At 60.8% G+C, this 17,646-nt stretch carries 14 protein-coding genes and 1 pseudogene; 11 read left to right on the plus strand and 4 right to left on the minus strand.

Features of this window, described 5'->3' with window-relative positions:
• Positions 1-169 precede the first annotated feature (169 nt).
• From BLV97_RS17015 to BLV97_RS17025, 3 genes are read right to left on the minus strand one after another with little or no spacing between them, the layout of a single operon-like run.
• Positions 170-1,822, minus strand: a complete 1,653-nt coding sequence (locus tag BLV97_RS17015; RefSeq protein ID WP_035838470.1) for a recombinase family protein — start codon at positions 1,820-1,822, stop codon at positions 170-172.
• A 1-nt stretch (position 1,823) separates the two neighbouring features.
• A complete protein-coding gene (locus tag BLV97_RS17020) occupies positions 1,824-2,318 on the minus strand; it encodes a DUF2924 domain-containing protein (RefSeq protein WP_092164162.1) in 495 nt (164 codons plus the stop codon).
• Positions 2,315-2,641 carry a DUF3489 domain-containing protein gene (locus tag BLV97_RS17025; protein ID WP_051645850.1) on the minus strand — a complete coding sequence of 109 codons (327 nt, stop codon included), beginning with the start codon at positions 2,639-2,641 and terminating at the stop codon, positions 2,315-2,317. The genes BLV97_RS17020 and BLV97_RS17025 overlap by 4 nt, the downstream gene beginning before the upstream one ends.
• Positions 2,642-2,979: 338 nt before the next feature.
• Here BLV97_RS17025 and BLV97_RS17030 point away from each other — a divergent pair.
• From BLV97_RS17030 to BLV97_RS17045, 4 genes and pseudogenes are all read left to right on the plus strand, one after another.
• Positions 2,980-3,826, plus strand: a pseudogene (locus BLV97_RS17030) (IS110 family RNA-guided transposase).
• A gap of 407 nt (positions 3,827-4,233) precedes the next feature.
• Entirely contained in the window at positions 4,234-5,496 is a 1,263-nt protein-coding gene (locus BLV97_RS17035) for an AAA family ATPase (protein WP_160169143.1), read from the plus strand.
• 59 nt (positions 5,497-5,555) lie between these two features.
• Positions 5,556-6,128, plus strand: a complete 573-nt coding sequence (locus BLV97_RS17040) for a retron system putative HNH endonuclease (protein WP_160169144.1) — start codon at positions 5,556-5,558, stop codon at positions 6,126-6,128.
• 210 nt (positions 6,129-6,338) lie between these two features.
• Positions 6,339-7,604, plus strand: a complete 1,266-nt coding sequence (locus tag BLV97_RS17045) for a Shedu immune nuclease family protein (protein WP_092164163.1) — start codon at positions 6,339-6,341, stop codon at positions 7,602-7,604.
• A 650-nt stretch (positions 7,605-8,254) separates the two neighbouring features.
• Here the strand turns inward: BLV97_RS17045 and BLV97_RS17050 are convergent.
• Positions 8,255-9,022, minus strand: coding sequence for a hypothetical protein (locus BLV97_RS17050; protein ID WP_051645851.1), 768 nt, complete (start codon positions 9,020-9,022; stop codon positions 8,255-8,257).
• Positions 9,023-9,176: 154 nt separating this feature from the next.
• Between BLV97_RS17050 and BLV97_RS17055 the strand changes: the two genes are divergently transcribed.
• The 7 genes from BLV97_RS17055 (at position 9,177) to BLV97_RS17085 (ending at position 17,641) form a co-directional block, all read left to right on the plus strand.
• Positions 9,177-9,362, plus strand: coding sequence for a helix-turn-helix domain-containing protein (locus BLV97_RS17055; RefSeq protein ID WP_244521055.1), 186 nt, complete (start codon positions 9,177-9,179; stop codon positions 9,360-9,362).
• 358 nt (positions 9,363-9,720) lie between these two features.
• Complete coding sequence (locus BLV97_RS17060; protein ID WP_143037571.1) at positions 9,721-10,173, plus strand: ParB N-terminal domain-containing protein; 453 nt, start codon at positions 9,721-9,723, stop codon at positions 10,171-10,173.
• 209 nt (positions 10,174-10,382) lie between these two features.
• Positions 10,383-11,738 carry a site-specific DNA-methyltransferase gene (locus BLV97_RS17065; RefSeq protein WP_081824906.1) on the plus strand — a complete coding sequence of 452 codons (1,356 nt, stop codon included), beginning with the start codon at positions 10,383-10,385 and terminating at the stop codon, positions 11,736-11,738.
• The gene (locus BLV97_RS17070) at positions 11,735-12,118 is read left to right on the plus strand and encodes a DUF5681 domain-containing protein (protein WP_051645852.1); all 384 of its coding nucleotides are present in this window, start codon (positions 11,735-11,737) and stop codon (positions 12,116-12,118) included. The genes BLV97_RS17065 and BLV97_RS17070 overlap by 4 nt, the downstream gene beginning before the upstream one ends.
• Positions 12,111-12,509 (plus strand): DUF5681 domain-containing protein, encoded by a 399-nt coding sequence (locus BLV97_RS17075; protein WP_176992666.1) that lies wholly within the window; start codon positions 12,111-12,113, stop codon positions 12,507-12,509. Before BLV97_RS17070 ends, BLV97_RS17075 begins: the two co-directional genes overlap by 8 nt.
• Positions 12,510-12,956: 447 nt before the next feature.
• Positions 12,957-14,195, plus strand: a complete 1,239-nt coding sequence (locus BLV97_RS17080; protein ID WP_092164164.1) for a metallophosphoesterase family protein — start codon at positions 12,957-12,959, stop codon at positions 14,193-14,195.
• Positions 14,192-17,641 (plus strand): ATP-binding protein, encoded by a 3,450-nt coding sequence (locus BLV97_RS17085; protein WP_092164165.1) that lies wholly within the window; start codon positions 14,192-14,194, stop codon positions 17,639-17,641. The genes BLV97_RS17080 and BLV97_RS17085 overlap by 4 nt, the downstream gene beginning before the upstream one ends.
• The last annotated feature ends 5 nt before the right edge of the window (positions 17,642-17,646 follow it).

Below are 17,646 nucleotides of genomic sequence, written 5' to 3' on the forward strand. Positions count from 1 at the left end.
GCAAAAACGAGGTTTCGACTTGTCGGCGTCCACTAGTATCTCCCGGCGCAGCTGTCGCGCACGACAACAATGCGTGCCCACTTTCTGGGCCTGTTTCAGCCTATCGGGGGAGGTGGCCGCGTGCAATCCAAATGCATGATTTATGAGGCTTTCCTGCTGTCCGAGATAGTCAAAGGCCCTTAACAATTCGCTTCTGCTCATCCCACCCTGAAGGTAGCTGCGTTCGCTTAAACCACTCGGAGGTGAAGGAAAGAGGCTGGCTACCCGCTGTCACTTGATCGAGAACACTTGGGGCGAGGAAGGCAAGGCCGATCATCTGTTGAATGCGGGCCGAGGTGATTTTTTCCTGAGCGGCGAGGTCGCCGAAAGAGGAACCAGCCTTGATGGCCGCATACCATCGCTGTGCCGTCAGGATGTTCTTTGCCAACACCGGATCGATCTGTGGCATGGCCGCGCCGAGGACGATGCGTGCTTCGACACCGCGGCGCTGCATTTGGAAGGACGCGGGAACCCGGCGGGCGGGGCTTTCGATACGATCCGGCGGGACATTCAGCCGATCCGCCATTACCTTCCGGTCGAGCCGCAGCAGGATCCTGCCTGGTGCCAGATCAGCGCGGCGTAGCAGTGGGGCCCAGACATCGGCACTTCCGTTCGGATCGCAGTCATCCGCGATCTGAAGAAGTTTCTCCCGCAGTTCGGGAAGCTCTGATGCTTTGAGATCCCGCACCAGATCGGTGATCACGCTGGCCTTGCGCAGGTGATCGCGGAGGATTCGAGCAATGCCGTTCTCAAGGTCGCGGGCCGGCAACCGCCACGCATCAGCGTGTTTCTCACGCCGGTCAGTGACCAGCCTGCGCGAAATGTAGTAGCGCAGACGCTTGCCGTTCTTTCGGGAATGACTCGGAGTCAACCGATCTCCGGTCTCATCGAAGAGTTTGCCAACCAAGGTCGAGCGTTCCGCCGCGTTCGACCGACCGCGTGTTCGGGCGGCCTCTGTGGCAAGGCGTTCTTGCATTTCATCCCATGCCGTGGGGTCGATGATTGCGGGATGCTGCCCGTCGTAGATTTTATCCCGGTGCCGGATGCGGCCGGCGTAGAGCGGGTTGGTCAGGATCTGATAGATGTGCCCGCGGCTGAAGGGGGTTCCGCCGGTCGAGGCGCCCGTAGCGAACGACCGCGGTCGCGTTCGGTAGCCAAGCTCTTCCGCACGCTCTGCGGCAGTGCGGACTGAGCCAAGATCGTGATAGAGGTCGTGGATGTGACGGATGATCGGTGCTTCGGTCTCATCGATCTTCAGGCTGCGGCCGTCAGGCTGGTAGCCGAAGGGCACCGTGCCCCCCATCCAGAGTCCCTTTTTCTTCGAGGCGGCGATCTTGTCGCGGATCCGCTCGGCCGTCACCTCGCGCTCGAACTGCGCGAAGCTGAGGAGCATGTTCAGCGTCAGCCGTCCCATGCTGGTGGCGGTGTTGAAGGACTGCGTGACTGAGACGAAGGAGGCGCCGGTGGAATCGAGGCGATCGACAATCTTCGCGAAGTCGGACAGCGATCGGGTCAATCGGTCGATCTTGTAGACGACAATCTGATCAACGATTCCTGCCTCAATATCCGCGAGCAGGCGCTGGAGCGCCGGCCGATCCAAGGTCCCCCCGGACACCCCGCCGTCGTCGTAGCGGGTTGGGACGAGCATCCAACCCTCCGCCTTCTGGCTCGTCACATAGGCCGCACAGGCTTCGTTCTGGGCATCAAGCGAGTTGAAGTCCTGATCGAGTCCTTCGTCGGAGGATTTCCGGGTGTAGATGGCGCAACGGATCCGGCGGGCCATCTCAAGCCGCTCTTCCGCAATGAGACGGCTTCGCGGGCGTTGCATCCTGCACGCGCTCCCCTACCAGTCCGAAGAATCGGGGGCCCGACCAGCGGGCCCCCGTAATCTTCCGGGCGATGGCGGAGAGCGAGACATATCGCTCCCCGGCCATCAGGAATCCGCCGTCGATCACCTCGACAGTCCAGGTGCGACCCTGCCATTCCCGGACCAGTTTCGCGCCAGGGCGCAGTTTTGTGCCAACGGACGCCCGGGATGCGCTGCCGGCGGCGATGCGATCCAGATCCTCCAGCGTTCGGATCTTGGGGCCTCCGAGAACCTGGCACTGCAGTTCAAAGGTGAGCGCGCGGCGCAAGAACGGTAGCGAGAGATTCTTCGGGGGAGGTGCTCCGATTACCTCGCGCCAGAGGTCGAGCAGGGCAGCGCGATCTGCGGTTTCGACTGCAGCAAGAGCCTCGGGTAGGTCCTCTACTGCAACCAGCCGATCGGCCGGATTCATTGGTTGGCCTCCGTGCTGCTGCTGGCGTTCGCATCGGGACCAGAGTTGAGGACAATCCGATATATCAGCCCAGAGGCGCCATCTGCAGGCTTCGCCGTTTCGACCCCGTATCCTGCTTTGCGCAGCCCGGTGATCGCCGCGCGGGTCGTATGCGGTTGCCAACCGAGCGCCGAGCTGATCGCAGTAATCGTGGTGCCGCCATCGCGCCTCAGCATGCTGATCAGCCGGTCCTTCTTGCTCGCTTTGCTGGCCGAAGCTTCCGTTTCGATCGTTTCGCTAGTGACTTCGGTTGTGTCGGCTGTGGTCGTGGGTTTCTTCGCCATGGTTGGCCTCCTGGTTGGGGCCGGATCCATCCCGGCCTTCCTACCAGGCAGAGCCCGGAGTTCCGGGCAGTGACGCCGAACGAACCCGCCGTGTCGGCATGACCTGACTACCGCTTGCGGGGCCGACGAAGTCGAGCGGGAAATTGCAGGCGGGCGGAACGGCGGAATGGAGACCCTAGCTGCGTCAAGGACGAATGATCGGTTCGGGCCGAAAGCGGGCCGGCAGACTGCGGGCAGCGGAGGTGCTCAAGCCGATGGGGTGGATGGCTCCTGCTCCAACCGGCGTCGCAATGCGCCATGATGCAGGTGTCATCGACTGCTGAGAGAGGAGCCACCCAATGCAGGTTACAGCAGTCGGCCTCGATCTGGCCAAGAACGTCTTCCAGGTTCACGGGATCACATCGGACGGGAAGGTGGTGTTCAATCGCCCGCTTCGTTGACGCGGAGGCGATCTGCGAGGCGGTCACCCGTCCGACGATGCGGTTCGTGGAGATCAAGTCTACCGATCAACAGGCACTGCTGTCGCTGCACCGTGCGCGGGATCTCATCGTTCGCCAACGCACCCAGTTGATCAACGCGCTGCGCAGCCTGCTTGCGGAGTTCGGGGTCTATATCGCTCGGGGCTTGGCGCGGGTGATCACCTTTGCCCGAGGCGTGACGGAGGGTGCGGAACTTGAGCTTCCCTCAGTCGCGAAGGACGTGATCGAGAACCTGTGCCAACAGCTGGGTGCTCTCCACGGACAGGTTCGCTGGTATGAGGTGCGGCTACGGGTGGAGGCCCGGCGCGATGCGCGGGTCCGGCTTTTGCAGACTATCCCGGGGGTCGGCGCTGTGACGGCGTCAGCGATTGCCGCGAGCGTCGGCGACGGTCATCAGTTCAGAAATGGCCGCGAGTTCGCCGCCTGGCTCGGGCTGACGCCGGTTAACAAGTCGAGCGGCGGGAAGGAGCGATTGGGCCGGATTACCAAGATGGGTGACCAATATCTGCGCCAACTCCTCGTCGTCGGCATGACGTCGCTCGTCCGCCAGACGCGGTCTCACCCGGAACGGGCCAGCAAATGGCTGACAGCTCTTCTGGAGCGCAAACCCGCGCGTGTGGCGACGGTGGCGATGGCGAACAAGACAGCCCGGATCGTTTGGGCCGTTTTGACGAGAAACGAGCCCTATTCGCCAAGAACTGCCTAAGACCACTTGAGAAACACGAGATAGCAAGACCTGCGAGATGATGGTGCCACAGTCAGCCGCAACAACCAGGACACCCCGCCGAATGTCCCGGGCGCCATTGCCCGTTAAGCCGAATGGGACCTGGTTTGCGGAACCCATCAGGGCCAGCGGTCAAAAACCGCGCAAACAGGCCGGACACACGACTGCTTCTGACCAGCGCACAGATCATCTCAGAAATGTCTTGCTATGCAGGAGCCATCCACACAGGACGTTCGCCACCGTCGCTGCCCGTCTCACCTGCCACGACCCGCTCGCGGAGTTGCCGAAGCACATTCAGTTCACTGAGGTCTTTCAGCCTGCAAATGAGGCATGGCGTTTACAGGCGCATCATCTATAGATTTGGACATGCCCAACCGAGATACAAAACCATGATCCTACGATATCTCGACCTGAAAGAGTTTCGTGGCTTCCGCGATGAGCGCATCGAGTTTGATCCGCAGCTCACGGTCATTGTTGGCGCCAATGGTGCCGGCAAGAGCAGCGTGCTCGATGCTCTTTGGGTGCTCCTAGATCAATATTCGGCGCGCCTGCTCGATGCGCGTACGAGCGCGAGACGACTGAGCGACAGCGATGCGAGGCTGGGGTCCGGCGAAACACTGATCCGCGTTGCCGTCGACGACGAAGGCAAAGAGGTACGCTGGGCGCTGCGGAAGCAAGGCCCGAAGCAACGTGTTCTCCGGCCGACCGGAAGTGAACTGGCAGGCCTTAACGAGTTCGTCTACGCGATTGCCGATCAGGCGCTCGGCGAGGCCAACTATCTTAGCGATGCAGCGCTGCCAATCTATTATAATCAGCGCCGCGCACTGGCCGAAGTTCCGCAACGCAAGCGATCGAAGGCCAAGCACACCGCTCGGGATGCTTTTGTGGAGAGCCGCAGCGAACGCGGCCTTGATTTTCGTGGATTCGTTTATTGGTTCGAGGAGCGCGAGACCGAGGAGCTAAGAGCTCAGCGTGGAAACCGCGACTACGAGGATCCCCAACTGGCATCTGTTCGAAATGCGATCCGCGAGGCAACAGGGCTTGCGAATTTGAGCTATCGATCCATCCCACCTCGGGGGCTGATGGTTACGAAGCAGGGTGTTGAACTCCGAGTCGACCAACTCTCAACCGGCGAACGGGTGTTCCTCGCTATGGCCGGCGATCTGGCGCGACGCCTTGCGATGCTGGCCGGAGATCGGCCAAAACCGCAGCAAATGCGCGCTCTTGTCCTCATCGACGAGGTCGAGCTTCACCTGCACCCAATATGGCAACGGAAAATTCTCCCTTGGATGCTGAAAGCATTCCCGCACTGCCAATTCATCGTCACGACGCACTCGCCCCAAGTGATTGGCGACGTCGAGGCGTACCACATTAGGGTTCTTGAATTCGCACCCGAAGGCAACCGAGTGCACCAAGTTTCTGCTAGTAAGGGACGCGACAGTAATTACCTTCTTCTAAGTGTGTTCGGGACGGACGAGCGCAGCGCTGGCGCAAAGAAGTCACTTGCAGCTTTCGAAAAGGCTCTTCGAGAGGACGATCTCAACGAGGCTGAATTTCAATTGGAGAAATTGGCAGAACAAATGGAGGGATCGGCTCCCGAGGTATCGATTGCGCGGTCTCGACTCCAGCGGCAGAAAGCGGCCGGCTCTTGAAGGGGAGCACGAAGGGGGCCGCGCCTGGGATTTTGGCGAAGTATATCCAGGAACCTCCTTTGTCTTGGAGCTCGCTTCAAAATCCGGACAAACAAGTCATACTCGCTGCCTTGCTCGCCGAGCAGCATAATGTCTGCGTCTATTGTGGAAAGCGGATCACGACTGACTTTGGCAGCTCTCATATCGAGCACTTCCGGCCTCAGTCGGTGCATGAAAATCGCCGCTTCGATTGGAAAAACCTCTTTGCCAGCTGTGGCCCCACCGGCTTACGAAATATGCCGCGCATTTGCGGAGATTATAAGGAAAACTGGGATCCCGTTGGGCATGTTGAGCCCACAGACCCCCTATGCGAAAAAAAGTTCGAATATGATGGAAATGGTGAAATTTGGCCGGCGGCTATCGGAGATGACCACGCAAAGATCATGATCGACAAGCTCAATCTTGGCGAGCAGAGCCTTTGTTATGAACGCTTCCTTATCGTTGCTGAGATTGAGGACCGTATCAATGATGGTACGATTGATGCCACCAATCAGGCAGCAGAGATCGCGCTGTGGCGGAGGGTTGACGCGAACGGTGTGGCGATCAGCTATGGTCACGTCGCGGCACGCTATCTTGAGGATCAGGTCCTGTAAGCCCCCGATCACAATTCCAACCGCTTAGTTCGGCAAGCTTACAAATCGGCGACTTTCAGGCTCGCGGATCGGCCAGCTGAATGACTTGAATGGGGGCGCTTATCTGTCGCGTTACGAATCCACTGCTCGGGGCGGCCCTCGTTGGGGGCACATTGCAGTTCTGAGCTTTCGCAGCCATTCTCTAACCCCAGCGAGGAACAAGGGGTGAAAATGGCCGAATACAGGGTTAGCCGCAGCGGCGTCGTGCTCGAATATCGCGCGACGCTTCAGGGCAATGCTTGGATCATGGATGAACTTAAGAAGGGCGAAGTCGAGATCAGCTCGGCGTTCACCTTCAGGCCCGACGATCTGCTCGTGAAGCCAACGCAAGAAGAGGTCGAGAACGATTTCCTGTTCACCTATCGCTTCCGCCTCGCCGTCGCCAGTTCGGGTTACTATTTCATCTCCGGCCGCAAGCTCGACATTGAGCAGGACGTGCTCATCGCCAAGAGCGGGGTCGAGTGGCGGCGCAAGCTGTTCGTTGCTGAGCGAAACATCTCGATCTTCAAGCGGATTGCGAAGCTGATTCCGGAAGCGGAGGAGATCATCATTGGCGGGAAGCGCGAGGATGCCATTCCTATCGAGGTGTTCGAAGACCTGATCGCGCGCTTCCCCAACACCTATGAGATGGACCGCTACGCCGAGGCGCGGGTCACCAATATCATCGGCGAATATATCGAGCCTGAGCGCGACTTTCGGGAGCAGTACGAGGCCTATCTGAGCAAACGCAAATCGCGGCGTAGCGACACGCCGCTACACGCCAAGGAGTTGCTCACCACCGAGATCGAGAAGTTCCAATTTGTCCGGGACACGCTCAAGGCGTGGCTTAAGGCCGGGGAAAAGAGCGAGGATCAGTGGCAGAAGGCACTGCTCTCCATCCTGCCGCTGATCTTCCCGAAGTATGTCGCGGTGATCGAAAAGGTGCCGATCGACGATCGCTACACGACGCCTGGCAAGGTCCGCCACCGCGAGATCGACATCGCGCTCGTCGACGTGAACGGCAATATTGACGTGATCGAAATCAAGAAGCCAGAAGCCGGCATCCTGCTTAGGAAGACGCCCTACCGCGGCAACTATGTGCCTACTGGCACACTGTCCGGGACGATCATGCAGGCCGAGAAATATTTGTTCCACCTTAGCAAGGGCGGCCCGGCGGCCGAAGAGAAGATCACCTTGAAATTCAGGAAGTTGCTTCCGCCCAATCTCAGAATCCGCATCACCAACCCTAAGGCGATGTGCATCCTCGGGCGGGATCGGAAGGATAATGGCCATCAGGTGTTCAACGAAGGACAGTCTGGGGACCTGGAAGTGATCAAGCGCAAATACGCCAACATGATCGACATCATCACCTATGACGATCTACTGCGCCGCCTCGACAACATCCTCGCGTCGCTGAAGCGCCGCAAGGCCAACGGACTGGATGCGACCACTCTCTAGAACCGTCAACTATTGGCCAGGGGTCGGACGCGCCGTAGAGCCTGCTGGCCGAACAACAGCGAGAAAGCGCGAAATAAGGGCGGCAGGGCCGCAGCTTCGAAATGGTCGAAGACCAATTCATCGAGCGGTGCGCGGTAGCACTAGGCGGCAGCCGAACGATTTTCGTTAGGGTGTATGAGTTGCGCGCTGCGCACTTCCACAATAGTGGCCATTTGCGGCCTTGTCGAACGTGAGGGACGAACGACCGCTATCGAGATTGCCCGCCTTCTTGTTCAATGACAGATTAGGGGCGCGAAGCGGGCTTTGATATTGAGGCCGTCAAACGGCCGCAATGGGCAAACCCATCATACACCATCGCCTTCTGATCGGCGCTAGCTATCCAGATACTGTTCGACTTGGGACAGAGACTGCTCGGCAACCTTTGCTATTTCCAGGATCTCGCGGAGCAGCTCCCTCGCTTCCTCTCGGCTGAGTCCGAAACGCTGGCCCTCCACCGCCAAAGCCGCGCAGTCCTCGAATTGCGCGGTCAGCCGTGCGAAAATCTCCTATATCTCGATGTCCTGCACGGTTTCGGCTCCAAACCTCTGGCGGATAAACACCGCTTCCCTTGGGGTCAGAGTCCAGTCATTTCCCCCGCCGGCGGAGCTCGCCTATGCCGTTCCGGCGACCGCGCGCTGTCCCCTCTGGTGCTGCCAGATCGCATGATCGAGGTTGAGCGGTGTCCAGTGATGCCCGCGCCGGGTCAGTTCCCGTGCGGCAAGTCGAACCAGGATCGCGGCCTGGCGAGGTCCTGGTTCGGTAGCCATTCCGAGGGCGCGAGCGACGAACCGCTGGATCATGCGATCGGGCTTGATGATGTCGTCGTCGCCCGCCAGCATCCTGAAATAGTCGAAGGCAATTCCGCTGCCTTGGCCGGGCAGGCCGAGGATGATAGCCTCGGCAAGCTCCAGTCGGTTTGGCGTGATGTCTGTAAATCTTTCGATCTCACATCGGAGCAGAGCTTCTGCAAACAGCTTGACCGCTTCCGCTTTCAATATTCCTGAAGTCGTCGAGGTGCGTTGACGGTTGCCAAAGAGCGTTTCGGCAGCGGTTTCCGACGTCACCCCGTCATAAAGGTCTAGCAGGTCCGACAAGCTGTGAGACCCGGCGCCGCGTTCGTCGCGAGAGGCCGCGAACTGTGGCCAGGCAGACTTGTCGCAGAAGCGCGCCACGGTGGCTTGCGTGGACGTGTATTTCACGCTGATCGAGAACACTGCGTCGATCACACAAAGTGGCAGCGAGGCATATCGGTATTCTTCGGAGACCCCGACAGGCACCAAGCCGATTTCCTCAACATGGTCGGCAAGCATAACGACTGGGTTGCGGCGCTCGCGCGATACATTCGCAGTTACTTCCTTTGCCGTCGCAGTCTCTACCATTCTCGCAAACCCAATTTGTCGCCAATCAGTGACATTAGCAATGCTTGCGGGGCGCGGAGCGTCAAGCACGAATGTCACCGATCGTCTGTAGACGGATCGGCGACATGGCTCGCCTTTGGGCGGCATGGAAATACGCGCCCGCCTGAGCCAGAACATGCGCCGCCTGCGCCAGTCGAAAGGCTGGTCGCAGGAGGAGTTTGCGCATCAGGCAGGGCTTCACCGGACCTATGTCAGTGATCTTGAGCGTGGCGCGCGGAATCCGACCATCACGGTGGTCGACAAGCTGGCTGTGGCTCTGGGGGTTCCGGTGGGGGCACTCCTCGACGAGCAGCCCAATTAATGCGCCGCCCCATATCTTGTACTGAGTTTTCCTTTAAGGCCGATATTGAGCGCAAACATAATCGCCAAAATCCAGGCTAGTGCGTTTAAACGCTTAGGTATTTTTTGCAATCATTAGAGAAAAAAGTTCTTGCGCGATTGAATGTGCAATCCTAAATATTGTGTGCTTCATTGAAGCGGACGCGCGCAGTGATCGGGCTGAGAGGCTTACCGGTCTTGTGTCGAAAGACTTCGACCCTTCGCGTGGGGCCCTCGGGCTTAGCCTCCACTATCGGACTGGATTGCCGCGGCGCAAATACGCAGCGGCGCAAGTAGTCGCGCCCATTTGCGCGGCGTGCCTTTCTATGGAGGATAATAAGGTGGCACAGAATAAAGTGGATCTGGAAACGTCTCTCGTGGCGTCGGAATTGCGCGACAAACTCTTCCGCGTAGATCCCCGCGGCCTCACCAGCACGGGTCTGCCGCAAAAGAAGCTTACGGAGAAATACGTCGCTCGCATTGTCGAAGGCCTCATCGCCGTCGGAGTCTGCACGCCTATTCTCGTGGACGATAAGGCTGGCATCTTCACGGGGCATGGTCTTGTTGCGGCAGCAAACGTGATGAGGCTCGACGACATTCCGGCGCTCAATTCCCGCGAACTGACGTCCGACGAATGGGAGATCTACATCTTCTCTGCGCGGCGCTTCTTCGACATCTCCGGGCTCGGCGAGACGGCGTTCAAGCGTGAGATGCAGCACATCCTGGAAGTCTTCGCACTCTGGCAAGCCGCGCAAGACAAGTATGCTAACGCCGAAGGTTCCAGCGCCGCCTGACCCGTCTCAGCGCTCTGTGAGAAGAGCCTAAAACGCGCAATGTGAAGTGATCGGTGGGGGGCCTGCCGATCTTGTGCCGGGGGACCGGCCCTTCGCAGAGGACCTCGAGGTCCGGCCTCTTCCTGAAACAGCGCTAACCGGTTCGCCCGCACCGGCCACTTAGTTCCCGTCACGGCGAGCCGGCAGCGTGAAACTCGAAAGGCCTTAATATGGCAAACCTCAAACCCCTGCCGGAAAGCACCCGGCTGAAGATCGCCTATCGCAACATCAGCGACCTCGCTCCCTACGCGGGCAACGCCCGCACCCACAGCGACAAGCAGATCGCCCAGATTGCAGCATCGATGCGTCAGTTCGGCTTCACCAACCCGGTGCTGATCGACGACGAGGGCGGCATCGTCGCAGGCCACGGCCGTGTGGCCGCGGCCAAGCAGCTCGGTATCACCGAGGTCCCGACCATCGCGCTCGGCCATCTGACGGCGGCGGAGCGCCGCGCCTATGTCATTGCTGACAACCGCCTGGCCGAACTGGCCGGCTGGGATCGCGAGATCCTGAAGATCGAGTTCCAGGCGCTGGCCGAACTGGAGCTCGACTTCGACTTGGAAATCACTGGCTTCGACACGGCCGAGCTCGACTTGCTGCTCGATGATGAAGAGGCTGACGACGGCGCGGACCCGGCGGATGACGCGCCCGCGCCGGGGCCGGCGGTGACGCGGCCGGGCGATGTCTGGATCCTGGGCAAGCACCGCCTCGTCTGCGGCGATGCGCGCGCGGCCGAGACCTACGCCGCGCTGATGGGGGAAGAGCGCGCCCGCGCGGTCTTCACGGATCCGCCCTACAACGTGAAGATCGACGGCCATGTCTGCGGCTCTGGTGGCGTCAAGCACCGCGAATTCGCCATGGCGTCCGGCGAAATGGACGCAGGCACGTTCACGGCCTTCTTGGAAGTCTCTCTCGGCGCCATGGCTGCGGTCAGCCACGATGGGGCGATCCACTTCACCTGCATGGACTGGCGCCACATGGCTGAGCTGCAGGCGGCCGGCACCAAGGTCTACAGCGAGCTGAAGAACCTCGTCGTTTGGGCCAAGACCAACGGCGGCATGGGCACCTTCTATCGCTCCCGTCATGAGCTGATCTATGTCTGGAAAGTGGGCACTGCGCCTCACACCAATACCTTCGGTCTCGGCGAATCCGGCCGTTATCGCACCAACGTCTGGGACTATCCGGGCGTGAACAGCTTCGGGGCCAACCAGGCTGACTTGGCGCTGCATCCGACGGTGAAGCCGGTGGCGCTGGTGGCCGACGCTATCCGCGACGTGACGAAGCGCGGCGAGATCGTGCTCGACGGCTTCGGGGGCTCCGGCACGACGCTGATCGCGGCCGAGCGCACCGGGCGCGTAGCGCGGCTGGTGGAACTCGATCCGATCTACTGCGACGTGATCTGCCGCCGTTATGCGGCCCTGACGGGCGTGGAGCCAGCGCTGGAAGCCACTGGCGCGACCTTCGAGGAAGTGGCCGAGGCCCGAGCAGCAGAAGCTGCGGCGCCTGCGCAGGAGGCCGCAGAATGACCGAGAACACCAAGCAGCCGGCGGGGTATGCCAACCCGCCGGCGCAACATCGCTTCAAGAAGGGCAAGTCCGGCAATCCCCGCGGTCGCCCGCGCAAGCAAGCCGATCTCTGGAGCCACTTGGATCGGGTGCTGAACCGGAAAGTCAAGCTTCAGGGCAGCGAACAACAGATGCCGATCCGCGAGGCGCTGATCCGTCGGCTGCGGGAGCTGGCACTGGCTGGTGATCGCCGCGCCCTGGATCTCCAGCGCCGGATCCTGGTCGAAGCTGGCGAAAATACACACGATCTCGCCGACTCAGCGGAGCGGAAGCGAAAGATTGTGGAAGCGCTTCGCAAGTTGGGCGTGAAGGTAATCGAGAATGGAGGCGGTGATGCCTGACGACCACGACATCGGCTATGGCAAGCCGCCAGAAGCTAACCGGTGGCAGAAGGGCCAGTCAGGCAACCCGAAAGGCCGCCCCAAGAGCCGCGCGGACCATCTCCAGGATGCCGCAGCGATCCTGTCAGAGCCCGTGAACGCGCGGACCCCTGACGGAAGATCGGTGTCCCTCGCCGGGCTGGAAGCGGCTTATTTGGCGCTCTGCCGAAAAGGTTTGAAGGGGGAGGTGCCGGCCCTCATCAAGGCCATCACCATCATGTTGGAGGTCCAGCCTGCCTTCGAAGCCAAGGCCGCAGCCAAGCGCGAACAGCGAGAACGTCTCATCGCCCAACTCGAAAAACTTGGCCTGCCGACCGAGGGGCTGCGCAATCGGCCACTCGACGACGATTAAGCCGGGAGTGCTTAGCGGGTCCCGAAAGGCCGCGGACAGGCCGCGGCCGTACACCCCGCTCTATCCAAGGCCCACCTGCCGCCAGGGTGGCTACTACGCGGTCGCTGATGGGCTTGATCTTGATGTTGCGCGCCGGCATGAGGGGCTTGTTCATTCAGCAGTTCGCGCGGGCTAAGGCCGCTTGGTCTAGGCGGACCGGTGCGGTCTATTGGCCGCGCGCATCAGCATTGGGCGCGGAGCTGGATGCCGCTTAGCATAGACTCGAAACCCAATCTCCCTGATCCTCGCGCTCTGGCAACCATGCCAAAATTTGACACCCTTTGCGCATAAACTTGGTCTTATGGCTAAGGGTAGATTCGTGCTGCGCGGTGCAAAGAAATCGCAGAGGGTGAGCGCCAAGCCGCTATCGCGCGCGACTTGTATGTTGGCATTAATGGGAGAAGATGGTTGATCAAGATTTTGCACACGGCCGACGTTCATCTAGACTCCCCGCTGACGTCCCTGGCGCTGCGCGATGAAACCTTGCGCGCAAGCATCCAGTCCGCAACGCGGTCAGCCTTCATTCGGATCGTCGACACGGCGCTTGCTGAGGGCGTTGCCGCCCTGCTGATCACCGGGGACCTTTACGACGGGGCGCAGCGCAGCGCGAAGACGGCGGCCTTTCTCACAGGGCAGCTCGAAAGACTTCGGGCGGCCGGGATTCCGGTTTTCTATATCAAGGGCAATCACGACGCCGAAAACCCGATCACCGGCGAAGTCGCTCTCCCCTACAATGTCCACGTCTTTGACGGGCGGGGCGGCAAGGTGCAGCTGGCAGGCGCGGATGTTTGGATCCACGGCGTGAGCTTCAACGGGAAACACGCTCCGGACAGCCTTCTCGGTAAGTTCGGCGCACCCGTTTCGGGTGCCGTCAACATTGCGATGTTGCACACGTCCTTGGCCGGTGCAGCCGGGCACGACAACTACGCCCCCTGTTCCGTGGCCGATCTTGCCACGCTGGGCTTCGACTATTGGGCCCTGGGCCATGTACATAAACGGCAGGTGCACAGCGAGGCGCCCTGGGTCGTCATGCCAGGGATTCCGCAGGGCCGAGATATTGGCGAGGCGGGCCCCAAAACCGCCACGCTCTTGTCGATCGATAAAGGGGGCATTGCCGTCGAAGAGGTGCCCACCTCCGTCGTTTCATTCTTTGGTCACAGCATCGATGTTTCCGGGGCCGAGAATGATGATGAGATCCGCCAGCGGATCCGCAGCAGTCTCCATGCCCCGATCGAAGGCTTGAGGCCCGATGACGATGCCATTCTGCGGTTGACACTCAAGGGGCGGACGGTTCGGCATTGGCAGATCCTGCGTGACCGGGACATCTGGGGCGAAACTGTCTCGCAAATCGCCGAAGAAACCGGACGTCTTTGGATTGAGAAACTCAGCTTCGCGCTTGAGGCGCCCGGCACAGCGGCCGATACCAGTGCCGCCGAAGAGCTCGGCGGCCTTATGGCGCAGATCGTCTCAGAAGACGGGTTCGCGGCGCAGGCGCTGGCGGAAGTCGACGAAGTGCTATCGCAGCTTCCAGCGGCCCGGCGCGCGGCGCTGCTATCGGACGAGGCGGCGCTCTCTGCCCTGACCAAGATGCTTGCCGAGGCCGGGTCCGAGCATCTCTTTGCCTTGATGAAGGGAGCTTCGGAATGATGCGGCTTCGACAGCTCGACCTGGAACTCTTTGGCGGTTTCAGCGGCAAACGCTTCGATTTCGGGCCCAGACGCGATGCCGGTACTCCGGATTTTCACGTGATCTACGGGCCGAACGAAGCCGGCAAGACCACGACGATGGAAGGCTATCTCCGGCTTCTCTACGGGTTCCCCCACCGGGAGCCGTATGACTTCCTGCATCAGCGCAAAAACCTTCGGGTGTCCGGTCTGCTGGATATCGACTGCACAGAGACGGCCTTCACGCGGCTGCCAACCCGCGATCCGTCGCTTCGCGACGCCCATGGCCAGGAGCTGCCCAACAACGCGCTGCAAGCCCATCTCAGCGGCCTTTCCGAGGATGACTACCGCAACCTCCTGTGTCTGGACGATCTGACCATCGAAAAGGGCGGTGAAGAGATCACCAAGGCCAAGGGTGATATTGGGCGCCTACTGTTTTCTGCGGCGGCCGGGATCAGCGAGCTTTCCGAGGTGCTCGATCGTGTCCGGGAAGAGGCCGACAGCCTCTATCGCAAGCGGGCGAGCACAACCCGTCTCGCGACTCTGAAAAAAGAACATGCCGAGGTCGAGAGGCAGATCCGGGACCTCGACGTGTCGGCCGCGCAATATCGTGGGCTTAAAAAGGCGGCCGACGACGCTCTAGCTGATGAAGCCCACGTCTCCGAGCGCCGCAAGGCGCTCTTTGCGGCCAAGGCCCAGTTGGATGCCAGGGGAAAAGCTCTGCCTTTGTTCTCTGAGATCGATGAGCTCGACGAAAAGCTGGCGCCCTTTAGCAGCTGGCCAGCGCAGCTAGACATCGACCCCGAAGAGTTGGTCCGGATGCTGACTGCTCAAGCCAAGGCCCAGAACGACGCCAAGAACCTCGGTGAAGAACTCTGCGAATTGCAGGGGGAGTTGGCGGCGATTGAACTTCATCCTGAACATCTTGCTCTGTCTCGGGAACTCGCCGAACTGGATGCCCTAAGGAGCCGGTATGCAACCGCCGACCTCGACCTGGATCGGCGCCGCACGGCGCTTGCTGAGGTTCTCGACGACATGCAAGTTGCAGCCCGAGATCTTGAGGCGCCCGCAGGCGTCGATCCCAAAGCCATGGTTCTATCGTCTGCCGCACTATCCGAACTTGAACAGGCACGCGAGCGGGTGCGCGAGGCCGAAAGTTCGGTCAAGCGTGAGCGTGATGAGGTGGCTGAGCTGGACGAAAGGATCGAGGCGGCCAAGGGACAGCTCGACACGCTTGGCGCCGAGGGGGCTTCCGCGGCCGATCTGGAGGACGTCTTTGAGCGTTTTGATGTCGACGCGCTCTCCGGGCGCCATGCTGCAGCATCCGAGGCCGTGAAGACGGCGCGTCGACATGCCCGCGGCGCTTTGGACGCACTCACCATCAAGGGGCAGAGCTTTGCTGACCTTCCCAGCTGCCCTCTGGTCCTGGAGGAAGCCGAAGCGCTTCTGGCCGAGGTGCAAGACTTCACCCGTCGACATGAGGCTGCGGGCCAGGAGCTTGAGAAGGCCGAGGGAGAACTCTCGGAGCGTGAGGCGCGGATCGCCCGGATCAAAGCGATGGACGGGCTGATCGACGACGAGGAGGCGGGGCACCTCAGGGCCGGCCGCGATGACCTGTGGAAGGCGCATCGGATCAGCCTGACGGAGGAGACTGCAGTGGACTTCGAGGGTGCGATGGCGCGTGTGGACAGCGCCATGGATCTGCGTCTCTCGCGGGCCGCAGACCTCGGCACATTGCGACAATTCGAACAGGATGTTGCAGCCTTGGAGGCCCGTGTAAATTTGGCTGATAAGCAGGTCAAAGCGCTGGCTGGGAAACAAAAGGCGGCGTTGGAAAGTCTGTCGGCCGCCGCGAAACAGGCCGGCATCAGCGAACCGATCTCACCGGAGGCGTTCGTTGGGTGGCTAAGGAAACTTGAAACTGCGGTGCAGGCCGGGGCCGAACTGTGCCGTCTTCAAGGTGACCATCGTGAGACCTTCGAAAGGGCAGAGAGGCTGAGCGCGGCACTGGCACCTCTCTCGCGCCGCGACGCGCCCGACTTCGAGGCTCTTGTTGCCGACGCGAAATCCATCCTTGCGGCGCAGCGCACTCATCAAGAAAAGCTACATGCCGCCAAATCAGGCCTGGACCAGCTGAAGCGCGACCGGACGAAGCGGACCGGTAGGCTTGCAGGTCTGGAAGAAGATGCCTCAGCCGGGCGCCGTGATTGGCTGGCGCAGCTCGCAGGTGCCCTGCCGGCAGACTTGAACGCCAAGCCTCTGGAGGCTTCTCTGCAGCCGCTCCATGATTTGCGTGAGCACGACAAGGAGCGCGTGGCGCTAGTGCGTCAGGTGTCGGCCATGGAAGAGGATCAGACCCGGTTCGCCGAGAGTGTGCGGAAATTGCTCGAACAGGTTGGCGCGGGTGCCACGGATGCGCCCCTTGCGGATTATGACGCGCTGAAGGGGCTATTGGAGGCGGCGACTAGCGCCGAAGACATGTCGCGCGAGCTGAACGAACGGATCAAAGGTCTAGAGCAGGCGCTGGTCGACGCCAGGGAAGTTCTGGAAGGCATCGATCTTGCCGTCACGGGAATGGCGGTGCTGTTTCCGGATGGCGTTGATACCGGCTCGTTGGAAGCCCTGCGGAAGGCTGTCAGCACCGCTGCCGGTGTCATCGCGGATCGGGGCAAACGCGCGGGCCTAGAACGAGAACTGCTGTCGCTCCTCGATCTCCAGAGCCTCGAGGAGGTGCGTTCTGTTCTGGAAGGGGTGACCCAAGCCGGTTTGGGCGCTCAGCTGGACGAGGTCAGCGCCGACTTGGAAAGTGTTGAGGGCCTCTACAAGAGCGCCATCGAGGCGCGGACCACCGCCGAACGCGATCTACGTGCCATTGGGGGGGATGCGGATGTTGCGCTACTGGTCGAGAAAAAGGCGACGCTGGAACTCGAAATGCAGGAAGCGGCACTCCGACATCTCGAACTAAGTCTGGGCCACCGCCTCGCTGAAACAGCAATCCGCCGGTATCGCGACGCACATCGCAGCGCAATGATGCAGGCCACGGAGACCGCTTTTGCAGAGCTGACGAACGGTGCCTATTCAAAGCTCCAGACCCAGATCGACGGAGCCTCGGAAACCCTGTTGGCGCTGGACGCCGGTGGGATGGCGAAGCAGGCGCAGGACATGTCCAAAGGCACCCGCTTTCAGCTTTACCTCGCCTTGCGCGCTGCGGCCTATGAGCAACTCGCCGATCAAGGCGCGTCATTGCCGTTCTTCTGCGACGACATTTTCGAGACCTTTGACGAGGAACGAACTCGCTCAGCGTGCCGCGTCATGGAGCGGGTCGGTAGGCGTGGACAGGCGATCTATCTCACCCATCATCAGCATGTCGTCGATATTGCCCGTGAGGTCTGCGGGGAGGCCGTGCAAATCCACAGCATTGCAGACTAGCGCCG

This window comes from Allgaiera indica (genome assembly GCF_900106675.1).
In the GTDB taxonomy this organism is placed as follows: Bacteria; Pseudomonadota; Alphaproteobacteria; order Rhodobacterales; family Rhodobacteraceae; genus Acidimangrovimonas; species Acidimangrovimonas indica.

Bases quoted from the DNA above. Each gene is read 5' to 3' on its own strand.
- BLV97_RS17050 (WP_051645851.1), bottom strand. From the start codon at position 9,022: ATGGTAGAGACTGCGACGGCAAAGGAAGTAACTGCGAATGTATCGCGC.
- BLV97_RS17065 (WP_081824906.1), top strand. From the start codon at position 10,383: ATGGCAAACCTCAAACCCCTGCCGGAAAGCACCCGGCTGAAGATCGCC.
- BLV97_RS17035 (WP_160169143.1), top strand. From the start codon at position 4,234: ATGATCCTACGATATCTCGACCTGAAAGAGTTTCGTGGCTTCCGCGAT.
- BLV97_RS17075 (WP_176992666.1), top strand. From the start codon at position 12,111: ATGCCTGACGACCACGACATCGGCTATGGCAAGCCGCCAGAAGCTAAC.
- BLV97_RS17025 (WP_051645850.1), bottom strand. From the start codon at position 2,641: ATGGCGAAGAAACCCACGACCACAGCCGACACAACCGAAGTCACTAGC.
- BLV97_RS17070 (WP_051645852.1), top strand. From the start codon at position 11,735: ATGACCGAGAACACCAAGCAGCCGGCGGGGTATGCCAACCCGCCGGCG.
- BLV97_RS17045 (WP_092164163.1), top strand. From the start codon at position 6,339: ATGGCCGAATACAGGGTTAGCCGCAGCGGCGTCGTGCTCGAATATCGC.
- BLV97_RS17015 (WP_035838470.1), bottom strand. From the start codon at position 1,822: ATGGCCCGCCGGATCCGTTGCGCCATCTACACCCGGAAATCCTCCGAC.
- BLV97_RS17020 (WP_092164162.1), bottom strand. From the start codon at position 2,318: ATGAATCCGGCCGATCGGCTGGTTGCAGTAGAGGACCTACCCGAGGCT.
- BLV97_RS17055 (WP_244521055.1), top strand. From the start codon at position 9,177: ATGCGCCGCCTGCGCCAGTCGAAAGGCTGGTCGCAGGAGGAGTTTGCG.
- BLV97_RS17085 (WP_092164165.1), top strand. From the start codon at position 14,192: ATGATGCGGCTTCGACAGCTCGACCTGGAACTCTTTGGCGGTTTCAGC.